This window comes from Blautia sp. JLR.GB0024 (genome assembly GCF_037000545.1).
Lineage (GTDB): Bacteria > Bacillota > Clostridia > Lachnospirales > Lachnospiraceae > Blautia > Blautia celeris.
In genome coordinates, this window is record NZ_JBANBF010000005.1 from 171,107 (window position 1) to 186,519 (window position 15,413).

General features: G+C 41.4%; 17 protein-coding genes. 4 read left to right on the forward strand and 13 right to left on the reverse strand.

The features are described 5' to 3' along the window. Positions 1-4: 4 nt before the first annotated feature. From V8Q34_RS13895 to V8Q34_RS13945, 11 genes are all read right to left on the reverse strand, one after another. Positions 5-1,045, reverse strand: coding sequence for a DctP family TRAP transporter solute-binding subunit (locus V8Q34_RS13895; protein ID WP_103732613.1), 1,041 nt, complete (start codon positions 1,043-1,045; stop codon positions 5-7). 209 nt (positions 1,046-1,254) lie between these two features. Continuing rightward, positions 1,255-1,884 (reverse strand): zf-HC2 domain-containing protein, encoded by a 630-nt coding sequence (locus V8Q34_RS13900; RefSeq protein ID WP_335835707.1) that lies wholly within the window; start codon positions 1,882-1,884, stop codon positions 1,255-1,257. Next, positions 1,874-2,362: an RNA polymerase sigma factor gene (locus V8Q34_RS13905; protein ID WP_033139874.1), complete on the reverse strand. Its 489-nt coding sequence runs from the start codon at positions 2,360-2,362 to the stop codon at positions 1,874-1,876. The genes V8Q34_RS13900 and V8Q34_RS13905 overlap by 11 nt, the downstream gene beginning before the upstream one ends. A gap of 405 nt (positions 2,363-2,767) precedes the next feature. Further along, entirely contained in the window at positions 2,768-5,452 is a 2,685-nt protein-coding gene (locus V8Q34_RS13910) for an ABC transporter permease (protein WP_335835708.1), read from the reverse strand. Positions 5,453-5,454: 2 nt separating this feature from the next. Next, positions 5,455-6,129 (reverse strand): ABC transporter ATP-binding protein, encoded by a 675-nt coding sequence (locus tag V8Q34_RS13915; RefSeq protein ID WP_335835709.1) that lies wholly within the window; start codon positions 6,127-6,129, stop codon positions 5,455-5,457. Positions 6,130-6,461: 332 nt separating this feature from the next. Next, positions 6,462-7,052, reverse strand: a complete 591-nt coding sequence (locus V8Q34_RS13920; protein WP_335835710.1) for a DUF5028 domain-containing protein — start codon at positions 7,050-7,052, stop codon at positions 6,462-6,464. Positions 7,053-7,080: 28 nt separating this feature from the next. Further along, complete coding sequence (locus V8Q34_RS13925) at positions 7,081-7,725, reverse strand: ATP-binding cassette domain-containing protein (RefSeq protein WP_335835711.1); 645 nt, start codon at positions 7,723-7,725, stop codon at positions 7,081-7,083. Next, positions 7,722-8,582: a hypothetical protein gene (locus tag V8Q34_RS13930; RefSeq protein ID WP_335835712.1), complete on the reverse strand. Its 861-nt coding sequence runs from the start codon at positions 8,580-8,582 to the stop codon at positions 7,722-7,724. The genes V8Q34_RS13925 and V8Q34_RS13930 overlap by 4 nt, the downstream gene beginning before the upstream one ends. Next, positions 8,569-9,441 carry a hypothetical protein gene (locus V8Q34_RS13935; protein ID WP_227209758.1) on the reverse strand — a complete coding sequence of 291 codons (873 nt, stop codon included), beginning with the start codon at positions 9,439-9,441 and terminating at the stop codon, positions 8,569-8,571. The genes V8Q34_RS13930 and V8Q34_RS13935 overlap by 14 nt, the downstream gene beginning before the upstream one ends. 14 nt (positions 9,442-9,455) lie before the next feature. Beyond that, entirely contained in the window at positions 9,456-10,145 is a 690-nt protein-coding gene (locus V8Q34_RS13940) for a DUF5027 family lipoprotein (protein WP_335835713.1), read from the reverse strand. A 77-nt stretch (positions 10,146-10,222) separates the two neighbouring features. After that, on the reverse strand, positions 10,223-10,642 hold the full coding sequence (locus V8Q34_RS13945; protein ID WP_227209756.1) for a DUF2712 domain-containing protein: 420 nt from the start codon (positions 10,640-10,642) through the stop codon (positions 10,223-10,225). A gap of 253 nt (positions 10,643-10,895) precedes the next feature. On the opposite strand from V8Q34_RS13945, the gene V8Q34_RS13950 reads away from it, so the two are divergent. The 3 genes from V8Q34_RS13950 to V8Q34_RS13960 are packed head-to-tail and all read left to right on the forward strand — an operon-like array spanning position 10,896 to position 12,690. Further along, the gene (locus V8Q34_RS13950) at positions 10,896-11,291 is read left to right on the forward strand and encodes a BlaI/MecI/CopY family transcriptional regulator (protein ID WP_227209755.1); all 396 of its coding nucleotides are present in this window, start codon (positions 10,896-10,898) and stop codon (positions 11,289-11,291) included. A gap of 3 nt (positions 11,292-11,294) precedes the next feature. Continuing rightward, entirely contained in the window at positions 11,295-12,461 is a 1,167-nt protein-coding gene (locus V8Q34_RS13955) for a M56 family metallopeptidase (RefSeq protein ID WP_335835714.1), read from the forward strand. Continuing rightward, positions 12,451-12,690, forward strand: coding sequence for a hypothetical protein (locus tag V8Q34_RS13960; protein WP_335835715.1), 240 nt, complete (start codon positions 12,451-12,453; stop codon positions 12,688-12,690). Before V8Q34_RS13955 ends, V8Q34_RS13960 begins: the two co-directional genes overlap by 11 nt. A gap of 158 nt (positions 12,691-12,848) precedes the next feature. Here the strand turns inward: V8Q34_RS13960 and V8Q34_RS13965 are convergent, their stop codons facing one another. Together V8Q34_RS13965 and V8Q34_RS13970 are read right to left on the reverse strand one after the other, a co-directional pair. Next, entirely contained in the window at positions 12,849-13,829 is a 981-nt protein-coding gene (locus V8Q34_RS13965; protein ID WP_335835716.1) for a sensor histidine kinase, read from the reverse strand. Between the two features lie 3 nt (positions 13,830-13,832). Then, a complete protein-coding gene (locus V8Q34_RS13970) occupies positions 13,833-14,501 on the reverse strand; it encodes a response regulator transcription factor (RefSeq protein ID WP_335835717.1) in 669 nt (222 codons plus the stop codon). Between the two features lie 437 nt (positions 14,502-14,938). Between V8Q34_RS13970 and V8Q34_RS13975 the strand changes: the two genes are divergently transcribed. Next, complete coding sequence (locus V8Q34_RS13975) at positions 14,939-15,400, forward strand: hypothetical protein (protein WP_227245761.1); 462 nt, start codon at positions 14,939-14,941, stop codon at positions 15,398-15,400. Positions 15,401-15,413: the final 13 nt, after the last annotated feature.

Consider the following 15,413-nt stretch of genomic DNA (forward strand, 5'->3'; position numbering starts at 1 on the left):
TCTCCTATTTGCTCTCTATCCGGAAAGCTTCGCAGGCTTTCTCGCCGTATTTTTCAATAAATTCCTGTTTCACGCCGCTGATCTCTTCCTTGAAAGCATCCAGTTCTTCCTCCGTCAGTTCTGTCACGGTCATACCCTCGGATCTGAACTCCTCCACAATGTCAGCCTCCTCCTGCTCCACAGTATCCCTTCCCCACTCACAGGCTTCCTTTGCCTTCTCCTGGAGAAGGTCCCTTGTTTTTTGCTCCAGGGATTCCCAGATCTCTGTGTTGGCTACAAACAGGTCGTTCTCATATGTATAGTTCCATAAAGTGAGGTAGTCCTGGATCTCATCCATCTTGGCGGACTCTGTAATGCAGATACCGTTCTCCTGTCCGTCGATGGTTCCCTGCTGGATAGCTGTGAAGACTTCGCTCCAGCTCATGGCTACCGGATCTGCCCCTAAGGTCTTAAAGAATTTCATATAGACTTCACTGCCCGGCACACGGATCTTCAGTCTCTTCACATCCTCCGGTGTACGGACCTCACGCTTGCTGTTGGTGATCTGGCGGAAACCGTTGTGGAAAGAGCCCAGATAGGTGATTCCCTTTGCCTCCAGCCGCTCCGCGTAGTATTCCCCTCCGGTGTTGTCAATGATCTCTCTGGCATGCTGGTAATCATCAAAGATCCACGGGATCGTTGCCACGGAAAGCTGTTCGTCAATGACTGCCATAACACATGTGGCATAGGCTGCCAGATCCACGCCTCCGCCTGCGATCATCTCAATTCCCTTTGTGGAGTTTCCTCCTGCAAGCTGGTCGTTGGGATAGACGGCTATGGTCACATTTCCATCGGATGCCTCCTCCACCAGTTCCGCAAATTTGTCCGCCACTCTGGAGTCGATCTGAATGTCCGTTCCGTTCACTGCCATGACCAGTTCAATCTTCTGATACCCTTTTCCGGCTTCCCCGGAAGCCTCCACATTCTTCGTTCCGCCGCTGCACCCCGTAAGCAGCCCTGTCATAACGGCTCCGGCAGTCAGCAGGCTTAACACCCTAGCTTTCATAAATACCTCCTTTAGTGTCCCCCCGTTTTTTAACATCCTACGTTGGTTGTTTTTCTATGATTACATCCTAACATCCCATGTTCTAAAAGTCAACTGTTTTCGGTAGATTCCATTATATGTACAATTTTTATCTCTATTTTCTGTACATTATGCACAGAAAGAGAATCAGACACCCCTGATTCTCCTTTGCTGCAATCTGTTCTTATCTTCTAATTCTGTTCTGAAGAGGATATGTTCTCTTCACTGATCAGTTTTCCGTTTCTGATCGTGATGGTCTTATCGGAAAACTCCAGGACCCATTCACAGATGTAAGCATCGCCTGCCATCTCATTTTCCCATCCCATGCTGCCTTGGACAAAGAGTCCTTTTCTAAAGCGCAGGGCCTTCAGGTAGGTACGGGTGCCGATGATGTTGCCGCTGCTGTCCTCTATATTTTCTGTCATTCCATTGAATTCCAGTTCGCCTCCTTTTGGCGTCAGCTCCAGATATGCTCCGTTTTCCTTCAGGCCGTAAGACAATTTTACATCACTGGACAGAACATTTCTGCTCCCCATGCTGTACCCTGTAAAAGTCCAGACCAGGGCCGCGGCCAGAATTATGACAGCAAACGCCGCAGCGATCAGTACCTTTTTCCTCTTCTTCCTCATTCCCACGATCAGAGCTGCATCCGTCACGTCCGCTTTCGGCAGGATCTCAGGAACTTCCCCGGTCATCTCCCGGTAATATTTACTGCATTTTTCACATGTCTTTAAATGTTTTTCAATTTCTCTGTTGCTCTCCTCGCTGGTCAGTCCGTCTGCATAGGAAGGCAGAAGGTCCTGTACTACATCACATTTCATGCCTGTTCTCCTCTCTGATTTTCTGCTTGCCCCGGTAAAATGTTACCCGCGCCCAGTTCTCGTCCCTGCCCAGTATCTCCCCGATTTCCCGGAAACTGAAATCCCCGCTGATTCTCAGATACATGACCTCACGTACAGGTTCCGGAAGCTGATGCAGTCTCTTGTACAGGTACAGCCTCTCATCCCTGGCTATCAACTCCTCATCGGGCTGCATGGCATCTGAGGGAATTTCCTTTTCCGGCTCATACACTGCTGTCCTCTGTGACTGTTTCACTTCTTTTATCCAAAGGTTCTTTGCAATCTGGCAGAGCCAGACATAGAGTCTGCAGTCACCCCGGAAGCTGTCTATGGATTTCATGGCCCTGAAAAACGTCTCCTGCGTCAGTTCTTCCGCAGTATGGGGATCATGGCAGAGGCTGAACAAGTATTTGTATACCTGGACAGCATATTTTGTGTAAATCTGCTCTATATCCTGCATCTTTCGTCCTCCTTATCCATAAGAGTTGCCAGCGTTTCTTTCGTTACAGATAATTTTAAAATTTATATTTTATTAGTTGTAAATTGTGGTAATAAACAAGACAAGTATATCTTGAATTAATATCTTGAATCTGTTATGATAAAAATATAAAAAGAACAACCGCCCACAAGGTGGGTTGACCAGGAAATAAAGGAAAGAAAAACCACCCTCAACTGGCCAAGTATTCGGGTGGTTTTTCTATGTTAAGTCAATGACAAATCAAATAATAGTGTCAATAAAACCCTGATGATTCAGCACAGCCCGTTACACCTTAGCTTTGAAAAGTGCAATCAACCTTTCAAAGCCAGGGCGTAACGGGCTATATTAATGAAACCTGCAGATTATCTGCATAAATTGCAGGCAGCGTCAGTCCGCATATCTTCGCAGACGCTCCGTTATGCTCTTTCCCGTCATCCGGCTGTACATGAAGACTGCGGTCAGTATACAGATTGCAGGCAGGCTTGCCGCAATTACTGCCGTCCATGCCCAGGGATAATAGAATTTAAAATAGAGCAGGTCCTGTTTTATGGCCTTTCCCAGAAACCAGAGGACAGCGGAGCCCAGCGTAAGAAGAATCCCAATCACACTCAGGCCATAGAATGCACCTTCCAGGACCACCAGCCTGCCAAGCTGTTTTCTGGTCATCCCCACGCTCTCCATAACAGCCAGTTCCTTCTGCCTGGATGACAGACTTGTATAAAGTGTATTGAAATAGTTTGCAATTCCCATCACCATCAGCAGAACGCTCAGTACCCCCATAACAATCCGGCTAGCGCGGATATAGGAGGAGGCGTCATTCAGGGCATCTGATTTGCTGTTCATATAGATGTAGTGCTTTTCATCTCTGGTCCTGTTGTCCTGCTGTATAATTCCGGTAATCTCCTGTTTGATAAGCGGTTCCTTCTGCCTGTCCACATCAATCTGTATACCGAAGATTTTTTCCTTGAAATTCAGGCTCCTGAAAGCCTTCTCTGTCATGATAAAATAATTGATCCCGCTTCCGTGGGTTGTCATATTCAGTTTGGGAAAGTGTTTTTTTGATATATCCAGGTATCCGGCGCAGGAAAGTTCCCCTTTCAGATACTTGTCATCCACTTTATTCTCAAATAGTGAAAGGCTGTAAAAATGCAGAGGCATTCCAATCGTTTCATCACCATCTTCCTGCAATTCTTTTGACAGCTCATGCGTATGCAGAAGCATGGTGCCTGTACCGTTTTCGAGGCTGTCCACATCCGCATTTATCCCATATTCCTCCACATATTCTCTCAGTTCTTCAACAAACGCATCGTCTACAATCTGTAACGTGGCAAAAAAACTTACGGCTGTGGTGCCGTATACAGATTTCAGACGGGGCAGAAGGGCTTCGTCCCCTCCCTCCTCTGTTCCGTTTGTCTCAGAGGGCATATTGATCATGGCAAAGCAGCCTTTTGTATATCCCATTTTGTCTTCAGACACACCATCAACTGCAAGTATTCTGTCTCTTAACTCTTCTGTAATGACCGGTGTGTTATCATCCCAATCATATGATGCATATCCCGCGTCACGGTCAATGTTTGTAAAAGTACTGATTTCAAAGTCGTGCCGCTCCTCAATACTGTTTGTAATATCCGTCCCCCTGCTTATGACTACTGCTCCCAGCGCACAGATACACCCCATGCTCAGGGACAGCAGGGTGACTGCAAATCTTCTCCCGGAACGTGTAATATTCCGCCATGCCATCCCTGCAATGGATGCCCCGTCACTGCAGTGTTTCCTGCTTCCACGTCTCTGCAGGATACTGCTCCGCGGCTGCCGGGTGCGCCTCTGACGGCGGTAGGTATGGCTGGCTGCCGCAGATGCAGTCTCCTCGTAACGGACAGACTCTATGGGACTGAACTTCACCACTTTTCTGACAGCGATCCCTGCGGCCAGAAGCGTTGTCAGTCCTACGAACACCACACTGGCTGCCAGAAATGCGGGATAAAACACAGCCATCCCTCCGGCACTTCCCATACCGTGGAGATATAATTCTCCCAGCGTCCCCGGAAGCAAAAATTTCACCACAAAAGAACCGGCAGCAGCCCCTAAAAGGCATCCTGCAAGAATCATTCTCCCGGTCTGGCAGAACACAATCTTTCTGATCTGTCCGCCGGTCGTGCCAATGGTTTTCAACAGACCATACTGGCGGATATCATTGCCAAGAGTGATGGACATTACATTGTAAATCAGCAGAAAGGCTCCCCCCAGAATCATAACACTGCAGAGAAATGCCACCATATAGCTGCCGATAAAATCCTCCACCACCGTAAATGCCAGGGAATTCATCCCAATAAACTGCTGGGCAACAGATTCCGTGGACACATCCTCATAAAGTTTCGCCTCCATAAGTTCACCGTCTGCAAAAAAACCGTTCTGTTCCATGAGAATATAGCTGGCCGGAAATAGGGGAATCCCCAGACTTTCCAGATATTTCTCAGAGAAGTAGGCCACAGGGGCATTCAATATGGGGTTTACATAATCTTTATAATAACCGGATAAGACGAAACTGCTCTCTATGGCATCCCTGTTCTCCTGAAACCGGAGTTCTGCATCCAGTGTCATTCCTATATGGGGATTTTCAATGCCAAGCTGCTCTAATCCACGAAGGGGGAGCATAACTTCATTCGCTTCTTCCGGGTAATGGCCTGTGACATCTGTGTAGGCCGGTCTTATCAGTTTTTCAAATGCCGTATTGTCGAGAACCGTACAGCCCAGTACAGGTGCTCCGCCCTTATACCAGACGGCAAAGTCTTTTTCCAGGCCTGTATTTTTCACATAATCCAGTGTTTTTATTTTTTCATACTGCTTTTCTGAGCCGTCTTCCAGGGAGAGGCTGGCAACGCTGCCGTCATTTCTGGCGTATAAGAGATAGTCTGCCTCCATTTTCCCCCTGGCAATGCTGAATGCTCCGAATACCATGAACACAGCCAGGGCAACTGCCAGCGTCAGGACACGGTTTCTCCCCCTGTTCTTCCTGTAATTGGCCCGCGCAAGCTCCCGGATGACTTCCCTGTTGTTATTCCTTAATTCCATAGTCATTCCTCCCTCCTGCAGATCCGCCCGTCTTCCATCCGGATCATCCGGTCGGTCATCTGGGCAATCTCCTCATTGTGGGTGACTATGACTATGATCTGGGAATATTCTTCCGCCATGGTCTTCATCAGACCAATTACCTCCAGACCGGTTTTGGAATCCAGGTTTCCGGTGGGTTCGTCCGCCAGAACGATGGCCGGTTTTGTCACCAGCGCCCTGGCTATGGCGACTCGCTGCTGCTGCCCGCCGGAAAGGGTGTTCGGCATCTGGTGCACCTTCTCATCCAGGCCCAGGGAATGAATGATCCTGTCCACAAATTCTTTGTTGATCTTCACACCATCCAGCTTCAAAGGCAGAACAATATTCTCATACACATTGAGCACGGAAACCAGATTATAATTCTGGAAAACAAAGCCGATGTTCCTGCGCCTGAATACGGTCAGTTCATCGTTATCCATGGCTGCCAGCTCATATCCTCTTACCATCACGCTTCCGGTGGTGGGATAGTCCAGACCTCCCAGCATGTTGAGAAGGGTGGTCTTGCCGCACCCGGAGGAACCTATGACTGCGATAAATTCTCCCTCACTGATATCTATGTCCACGCCGTCCAGCGCCCGGACTACCAGCTCCCCTGTTTTGTAAATCTTCTCAAGGCCTCTTGTCCTTAATATTTCCATACTTTCCTCCTTGCCTGCCCGTTTATTTGTAAAATATGGTCCATATATACACCCTATATCTTTACATACCCTCAAGATAACAAACAAATCTAACAATCTTCTAACAGGGAAAAAACTTTGATAAAATTCCGGGAAACTCTTTTTTATCTTTCCGTCTCAGCATAGACAATCTGTACTCTTCTGTCAAACATATTTCTGTTGAAACCAAGGACAAAAAAACAGGGACAGATCAAATGAAACCCGCTATTCAGTACTTTTATAGTCTGTTTCCGCATTGCGGGACACCCCGTACTGAACAGTTGCTTAAGAAGAGTCTGTTCCTGTTTTATTATTTATTTTAACTTTATCATTTTTCGATTAGGATATTCTGTCAATTGTAATCGGGGTTTGGTCTCCGGTAATCGCTTATAGTTACTGCATATATCCGAATCGACCGCATAAGCAAGCAAAAATTCCTTTGTAGTACCCGGTCTTAAGGAAAAAGCAATGCCCGGAAAACCCGGATTCAGTACCTCAAACGCATTTTCATCAGGCAATATAAAGTAATTTGTCCCTGTCAAAGTAAGATAATAGATTGCCAGTCCTCTTTCAGTTCCCTCCATATTATCTATATTACCTCCCGATACTCTGACTAAATAAAAATACTCAGTTGCTTCATCCGGTGTAAATTTATCGCTGAGATTATATTTTTCCAGAAATTCATCTACAGGCAAAAATTCATTGTCCAGAACTTCCAGTGTATAACCATCCAGGCAGTCCCCTGAGTTATCATTAAAATCACTGCCGAAAGGAACAACCTCATGCTCATTGTACTCTTTAACAACTGCTCTCTTAATATCTGTATTAACCATAAAAACACGAATACTGAAAAGCGTCAGAAAAGCCAGAATGGAACCTGTAATAATAACGTTCTTTTTCTTCAACAGCAACTCCCTCCATCCATAAGAATAGTTAAGAATCCGTATTTACTATCTTCCCACCCTCTAAAAGAAAAACTTCATCTGATATTTCCTTCAGCAGATTAAGATCATGACAGGATATAATAACCAATGCACCACGCTCCTTCTGCTGTGCCAGAATCGTCTTAACCATACCTATTCCTTCTGTATCCAGGGCATTTGTGGGCTCATCCAGAATCACTATATCCGGTTCTCCCATAATAGCTGCGGCTATTCCCAACCTCTGCTTCATGCCAAGTGAATATTTGCGGTATTTCTTTTTATCATACGGTTCAAGTCCTACCCGGCTTAATGTATCTCTGATTTCCTGTTCAGACAAATCACGCTTAATATCTGCCAGTATTTTTAAATTATCGAAACCCGAATATCTGTCTAAAAAAGAAGGCGTTTCCAAAAGAAATCCGATGCTTTCCGGAAATTCAATATCTTTACTCAAAATCTTATCGTTAATCAATACAGTTCCTGATGAGGGACGTATAAAGCCAATAATAGCCCTCATCAGCATTGTCTTTCCTGAACCATTGATACCCTGCAGCCCGTATATTTTACCGGAATACATTTTCATTGTAACATCCTGCAGGACAAGATTTTTATGAATTTTCTTTGTTAAATGATTTATCTCTATCGTTGTCATCATATATTCACCTGATTCTTATTTAAAATATCATAATGCTGAAATCTTATCAGACCCGTTATCAGGGACACCGTAATTATCATAACAGATATAAATAAGCCTGTATTTACAGAAACCCCTTTGTTCCAAAACCATACATGCCTGAGAATCATTGCATAATTACCAAATATATAAGGCTGGGCCCAATATGCTGATACAATCCAAAAAACGCAGCACAGCAGAAAACTGAACATAGGACCAACAAACAGGGCGAAAGTCATCTGCGCCAAATTAATGGCTGCGGAAACCAGCACTGGCAAAAGAAAGGCTGAAACCGGTATTGCACTGCATTCTTTTATTCCTGTCTCCATTCCAAATGCAAATAGTATACTTTGCAAATCCATATTAAAAGAAAGTGACAGTAAAATTTTATTCAACATACACAGTAATACGCCAAGGCATCCTATAATTAGATGAAATAGAATTGTACAGATAAAATTCCAAAAACATTTGGACATCCACCAAGAAGAACGGCTTTTACCATATACCAGTATCTGTGTCCCTATATCCTGCATATTTCTAACCGGATAATTTAATACCAGAAATGCCGGAGTAACAAACAGCAAAATCCAGACAACAGGGAAAAGAAAAGGATTCCCGGGTGAAGGAATATATTCCTTCATCCCTCCATAAAGAAAAAACCAATAATCAGCAAAAGACGCAGAATTGGGGTTAAGCATATGTAATACCTCTAATTGCTTTACTTGATTCCTGAAATTTACAAATGTTATTATAGCAATGAATATGGGACATAAAAACAAATCTTTATTTTTTAAAATTCCATTTTGTATATCGAATCCTATATTTTTAGTAAATTTCATGTTTTCGCTCCCATACCATAGTTATTGTAAATGTAACGAAAAATATTACAGCCATTTCTATTAAAACAACAGACCAGGAGGCATCATATGCAGCACGTACCGGTCTAAGAAAATACAAGGGTGATATTTCTTTATAAGTAATTCCATAAGAGGTATAAACAAACTGTCTGGTATAATGAAGAATCAGAAATATAAATAGCGGCAGAATAACAACAACAGACTTATACTTTACAAATGAGGATAACGAAAAACTGATGCAGGAAATAAATCCGCAAAAAACAAAGTCAATACAAATATACAAAAACACATATAAAAAAGGAACCGTGTAATAGAACATAGACATCAGTGAATTTCCAAATACTCCATAAGCTGTATCGTATATTACGACTGGTGTAACAGCCGGAAAAAACATAGCAGTTAATATGAAATTAAATAAAAGAGGAACTACCATAGCCACAGCCCCTGAAAGAAAAACCGCAATGTACTTGGATAGTAAGTATGTTTTTGCTCCTGATTGGACTACAATTATTCTATTATATCCATTGTTTTTTTCCTCACAATAAGACCAACCATAAGGAATCGCAACAAGCAATGGAAAAACAAAAAAATACATGGAGGACCCAAGTGAAAATGGCTCCCCGCCGATCCAATGATTAAACAATGAAAACATCTCCGGTACAGGGTTTTCGATAACAGATGTTGTTTTTGATAATTCTTCCAGCATATATAGATGTCTCTGATATACGTCAATATTATATACCAGGCTAAGCATAGTAATGGCACATCCTATTATTACGGAAAAAGCGAAAAATTTATTTAGGATCGCTTTTCTTATTTCTATTCGAACCATCTTTTTCATATATAATACCCCGACTATAAATCCAGTTTAATATATTTTACTACAGATTCATCACCGCCATAGGAAGTACAGAGATAGAAATTATTTTTATCATATACATCTGTATCTACAGCCCAAGCAACTTTTGCATCCATGCTGTTACCTTTAGAAAGCTCATAATGAAAGTAGTCTGAATTATCCGGTTCAGCAATACTAATTGATTTTGAAAAATAACATGGATCTGTTATACATTTTGTTTCTTTACTGTCCGGATCCATATAAATCAAAGATAACGCTGCTATATTGAGATATTCAGCGTCAATATTTTTAATATTAATATCACAAACCAGAAGGCTGAACTCTGCAACATCTTTATATACTATTTCTCCATCTCCGGAAGGCAAATTATAAAATGAAGCGTTCACCATCTGCTCCCTTTGTATAGCGGCTTCTTCCGGTGAGGAATAGAGTTTTGCATCAGTAAGCTCATAATTTAAAATATGATGGGGTACTGCTTCTCCCCTAAGCTCAAAAGCTTCAACAATTTCCCCCAAAAAATAAACACTATCTGCTCTTTCATCTATTTTTATTTCCTCCTGCAAGATATCACTTGATCCCTTTCCATATTCTCCATAGGTTTCCTTTTTGTTTTTTTGTGAACATGCTGTCAGACAGATAGCTAAGACTGTTATGGTCATTACAAATATATGAGTTTTCTTCTTCATGCGGGATACTCCTCTTTTGATTTATGCCGGAAATAAACTATGTAGTTTATTTCCGGCATAAATCTATTGACTTTTAGTTAATTTGCCGCTGGATAATCTCCTGCACAGTCTGGACTCCAGCAACCCGTTAAATAACCTGTAGTTCCTGATTTTGTTGTATTAATCCATAATTTGCAGCTTCTATAACCTGATTCATATATATTATTGCGTACTCTTCTTTTGGCAGTCGGTACAATAGCATGTCCATTAACTGTCAAATTTTTACCACTTGGTGTACGCGATTCAACCCATAAATCAAATCCTGATGTATTTTGAACATAATTTGATGAAGCATCACTTTTAGGACGTTCAAGTGTTATGGCAGCCTGACTATAGGAAAAACCTATAAGTTTATTTGGAAGCGGCATATCTCCTGTATTAGCAGCACAAACTGGCACTCCCGCCATAACAGATATACTCAAAGCACATAACATACCCAAAATCTTTCTTTTTTTCATAAGCATTCTCCTTTTCTCATACCTACTACATTAAGCACCATTAAATTTATATAAGAATACAGTTTATATACTTACATAAATCTTTTTAATAATCCGAATTATTATGTATTTATAATACATAATAATATATATATTGTCAATGCATATATTATCTGTTTTAATAAAAATATATATTGATTTTTTATGTTTAATGATGTATTATTGATGCATCTATAAATAAGTATTATCTCACTCAATAAAGAAAGGACGAACAATGAAGCAGCTTTTCCAAAAAGAAGAAGATGTTATGGATGCGATATGGGATATCGGCCATCCCTGTGTTATTTCTGAAATTTTAATGACTCATCCAGAATTAAAAAGAAATACTGTAGCAAAATTGCTTGTCACTTTAGAAAAAAAGGGATTTCTTGAAGTGGACTCCATTGTTCAGACAAAGACCAGAACAGGAAGGGCATATAAACCGACAATAACAAAAGCTGCTTATGAAGAACAAAAGCAGCTCTTTGATACTGTGATTCACGAAGACAATGCCCGAAAAGGTGTTTTTTCCTTTATTTCAGCTTTGGTAGAATCGCAAAATATTGACGATGATTTTATTCAGGAAATGGATTCATTAATTAATAATTACAAAGAGAAAATAAGGAAGTGATATATGGAAATTTCGTTCTCATCGTTTTTTGCATGTTCGATTTCACTTACACTGTTAATTGGTATTTTATATCTGTTACTGTTTCATAATCATATTTTATCAAGATTTGGTATCGTATGTATTTATGTTTTCGCTTTGTTCATCATATTAAGAGGATATCTTCCCCTTGATTTTCACTCCATTCACCTCACTAAAAGTTTTTATTCTGATGGACTTTTGCTGGATTTGCAGTATATGTTTAATACTACTTTATTTTCCATTAAAACCTTTGCAATTACACCCAAAGTTATCTTTACAATAATCTGGATTTCAGGAACGTTTTTTTATCTGTTTAAAAGAATAACCGGCTATCTATTTTATCATAATTACCTGAATCACATAAAGTCAACAGTTTCTGTGGAGATACAGACAGCTTTCGACGAAACTTATTATTCTATCTTTCCTCATGGAAAAAACAGATGCCGAATTATAATCTCTGATAATTTGGGAACCCCCGCTATTTTTGGTATACGGAATCCTATTATAATTTTACCTGATATTTATGCCAAAGAAGATTTGAAATATGTTTTTAAGCATGAATTACTTCACTTGAAGCATAAAGATTTTATCATTAAATTTCTGGCTGATATAGTGACTGCATTATACTGGTGGAATCCATTGTTATTACATTTTTTATTTCCGCTTTTAAATCAGACACAAGAATTATTCGTGGATTATTCATTGACCCAAAACCTGTCGCAACAGGATAGGACGGAGTATTTGGAGTGCATATCTAAATCGTTAAAACATCTAAACCATCGTCAAAAAAATCGTATGAATGTTTACGCATTGGCAGATGGACACTCCCGTTCAAGGATGATTCAGCGTTTGAATTGTATTATTCATGGCAATGTTAAAGGCGGTTCCATTTTTAGTCTGTCATTTATTGCAGTTTTATTTATACTGTCATTCAGTTTTGTATTGGAACCGGTTTACTTTCCAGAATATGATGAAGATGGAGATAAGATATACTATTATGACGAAAACAACTCTTATTACATAAAAAACGGACATGAATTTGATTTGTATCTTGGTGGAAAATTTGTGTATACTACATCATCAATTGTTGATGAATTTAAAAATTTCCCAATATATGAAAGTGAGGAGGACATTAAACAACATGAAAAATAACTACTTAACTATAATAATAACCGCATTAACATTATCAACTGTTATACCTGTTCCGGTTTCAGCAGAGTCCACAATTACGCACCCTGCTGATGAAAAAATGCTTACCGAAAACGCTCTTACAAGAGCAGATAAAATAGCATATCAATACAAAGAAATAAACGGTATCCTCTATAAAAGATTATATAATTTTACGGCACATAAAGCATTAAGTGATTGGATACGTGTTTAGCGCAATGACATAAAATATATCCGTATTTCTCTTTTATACAATGCAATAGTAGACTCCAGGATTTAGAACATGATATACTCTGCTCTAAATCCTGTTTGTGTATATTTATTCCTCAGGTATTTTTACCATATTACTATAATAAAATCTAATATGTCTATTCAACAGGGAAGATAAATGGAAATGGAAGTACCGTCCGCTTCCTTTTTCACTTTCAAAAACCCTTCATGCTGTTTCACGATCTCTCTTGTGATATACAGTCCTATACCGAATCCCTCCTGGCTGTTCACGTTGCTCCCCCTGTAAAAACGACGGAAGATGCGGTTCTCATCATCAACGATCCCCATGCCGAAATCGCGGACTTCAATCTGTGTGAACATTTCATTTTTCACTGCCCGGACAATGATTTCTGAATTTTCAGGGGAATATTTAATGCTGTTGTCCAGCAGATTGGCTGCTGCCTCGGAGATCCAGTTTCTGTCATGGGGAAGAGAGATGTTTTCCGGACAATCCAGAGTTATTTCCATGTGTTTTTCCTCTGCCTTCCTCCTTACCTGGAAAATGGCTTTTGCCAGGGTCTTTCTGAGGTTCTGTCTCTCTTTTCTGATCTGGATAATGCGGTGTTCCATGCGGGATGCGGAAATGAAGCTCTCTGTGAGAAACTTTATCTTCCGCTCTGACTGCTCCACTGCCCGGATGCAGGTATCCTGCTCCTCTGCTGTCAGCTCCTGTTCACGCAGAAGGGAAAGGTAGGTCTCCATATTGGTGAGAGGGGTTCTGATCTGATGGGCAATCTCTGACAGAAAGCGGCGGACCTCCTCCTGTTCTTCCAAAAGTTTTTCATTGTATTTTGTCACAATGGCATGGATTTTTACAGTCTGTGCCTGGAGTTTTGATACCAGGCTGTCAGCGGTTTCTGTTGTGACAGGGCTGCCGTTTCCCTGAATAAGCTGTTCCAGAATATCGGATATCTGTATCAGATCATCCTCGTATTTTTTTCTTATACCTGAAAACACCGGGAGATAACAGCAGAGAAAACAGGCCGTCAGAAGCAGATATCCGGCATCCGCGGTCAGAAAGGAAGCCAGAATCCCCGCGGCAATGGGCAGGATTCCTGCTGTGTAATATATCTTTTTCTTCATAGGCTAATCTCCGAAAGTGTATCCCAGGCCGAATACATTTTTCACAAATATGGGATGGGCATTGTCCGGTTCTATTTTCTTTCTCAGGCGGTTGACGGTGACGCTCACTGTATTTTCCACCACAAACTGACCGTCAATATCCCAGATTCTCTCCAGTATGATCTCCTTTGTCAGAATTTGTCCGCGGTTTTGGACCAGAAGTTCCAGAAGACTGTACTCCTTTGCCGTGAGATTTATCTGACGCTCCTGGTAAAACACCTGTTTTTTCTTCCAATTGATCTTGAGGCCGCGAAACAGAAAACTGTCTTCCTCCCCGCCGCTTCGGCGCAGAATGGCCTCAATCCGCTTTTTCAGCACACTCATCTGAAAAGGTTTGACCACATAATCATCACATCCGGCCTCGAATGCCTCCAGCATATCGCGCTCTTCATCCCTGGCAGTCAGAAAAAGAACCGGTATCTTACTAAAGCGTTCCGCCTCCCGGCAGATGGAGATTCCATTCCCATCCGGCAGATTTATGTCAACCAACATCAGGTCAGGGTTATCCTGCAGCAGAGCGATCCCATCCCTGCATGATTTTCCGGCGGTCACCTGATACCCCTCTTTTTCCAGAGTGATGACAAGGGCTTTATTCAGAAGTTCGTCGTCTTCAATCACTGCTATTTTCTTCATCTGTACTCCTTTTTTTCGTTATCTATCCTGAAATTATAACAAATAGCAGAGATTCTGAACAGAGGGAACTATCTCGACCTTTGGTCTGTTGCAAATAGCAGGAGCCAAAATATAAAATTTTTATAACCCATTGACAGAACATCCGAATGCTGTATCCTGTCACTATCTGTTATTTAACCCTGCAGTATATAGCGGGCTATAAGGCAGGCTGCCCGATACGGGTATGGCTCATTTGCAGCCAGATCATTCATCTTAGCAGGCTTTCCTGCATTCCGGCGTTTCGCCAAAAATCTCAATTTATTTATGAAAACAAAATATCCGGATGCGGAACTTATGTCACTATTTTGCCGTGTCTGTTTGAAAGCGTGGTGCTGCTTTTGACATAATTTTTGATTGAATATCTTGTTATAATTTGCTAAAATAAAAGGAGATAATGCATGAGTGATATTGCATATCAAAATAAAGATATCGTATCAAAAATATTCGGTCACGGGCTGAAGGAAAAATCCCTTGAGGTCTATGGCATTCCTATGTCCCGGGTTGTGAATGTCCTTCCGGTGAATCTGCCGGCAATCGAGGCCAGCGAACTCAGTACGGATAATCTCTTTGAGCCGGAAGATCATTCTGTGGCACTGATCGACTATGAAAGCCAGTATACGGAGCTAAGCAAAGTAAAATATATCAATCACATAGCCAGGTTTCTAAAACGGTATGGGGCAGGGAGCCCAACAGGAAAAACTCGCATTAAAACTGCTTCTAAAAGGCCAAAGCCCGGAAGAAATCTCCGCAAAAACAGGCCTGCCCATAGCTGCATTAAATCAAATCAAAAATTAGCATATCTGTCATTTACATTTCTCAGGCTGAAAATCCCTGCATCTTCCCAATCTAAAAGATTATAAGCGCAGGGATATT

Excerpts from the sequence above, each read along its gene's own strand:
- V8Q34_RS13955 (WP_335835714.1), top strand. The coding sequence starts at position 11,295 with ATGGAAATTTCGTTCTCATCGTTTTTTGCATGTTCGATTTCACTTACA.
- V8Q34_RS13970 (WP_335835717.1), bottom strand. The coding sequence starts at position 14,501 with ATGAAGAAAATAGCAGTGATTGAAGACGACGAACTTCTGAATAAAGCC.
- V8Q34_RS13900 (WP_335835707.1), bottom strand. The coding sequence starts at position 1,884 with ATGAAATGTGATGTAGTACAGGACCTTCTGCCTTCCTATGCAGACGGA.
- V8Q34_RS13930 (WP_335835712.1), bottom strand. The coding sequence starts at position 8,582 with ATGAAATTTACTAAAAATATAGGATTCGATATACAAAATGGAATTTTA.
- V8Q34_RS13960 (WP_335835715.1), top strand. The coding sequence starts at position 12,451 with ATGAAAAATAACTACTTAACTATAATAATAACCGCATTAACATTATCA.
- V8Q34_RS13975 (WP_227245761.1), top strand. The coding sequence starts at position 14,939 with ATGAGTGATATTGCATATCAAAATAAAGATATCGTATCAAAAATATTC.
- V8Q34_RS13935 (WP_227209758.1), bottom strand. The coding sequence starts at position 9,441 with ATGAAAAAGATGGTTCGAATAGAAATAAGAAAAGCGATCCTAAATAAA.
- V8Q34_RS13905 (WP_033139874.1), bottom strand. The coding sequence starts at position 2,362 with ATGCAGGATATAGAGCAGATTTACACAAAATATGCTGTCCAGGTATAC.
- V8Q34_RS13910 (WP_335835708.1), bottom strand. The coding sequence starts at position 5,452 with ATGGAATTAAGGAATAACAACAGGGAAGTCATCCGGGAGCTTGCGCGG.
- V8Q34_RS13925 (WP_335835711.1), bottom strand. The coding sequence starts at position 7,725 with ATGATGACAACGATAGAGATAAATCATTTAACAAAGAAAATTCATAAA.
- V8Q34_RS13950 (WP_227209755.1), top strand. The coding sequence starts at position 10,896 with ATGAAGCAGCTTTTCCAAAAAGAAGAAGATGTTATGGATGCGATATGG.
- V8Q34_RS13915 (WP_335835709.1), bottom strand. The coding sequence starts at position 6,129 with ATGGAAATATTAAGGACAAGAGGCCTTGAGAAGATTTACAAAACAGGG.
- V8Q34_RS13945 (WP_227209756.1), bottom strand. The coding sequence starts at position 10,642 with ATGAAAAAAAGAAAGATTTTGGGTATGTTATGTGCTTTGAGTATATCT.
- V8Q34_RS13965 (WP_335835716.1), bottom strand. The coding sequence starts at position 13,829 with ATGAAGAAAAAGATATATTACACAGCAGGAATCCTGCCCATTGCCGCG.
- V8Q34_RS13895 (WP_103732613.1), bottom strand. The coding sequence starts at position 1,045 with ATGAAAGCTAGGGTGTTAAGCCTGCTGACTGCCGGAGCCGTTATGACA.
- V8Q34_RS13940 (WP_335835713.1), bottom strand. The coding sequence starts at position 10,145 with ATGAAGAAGAAAACTCATATATTTGTAATGACCATAACAGTCTTAGCT.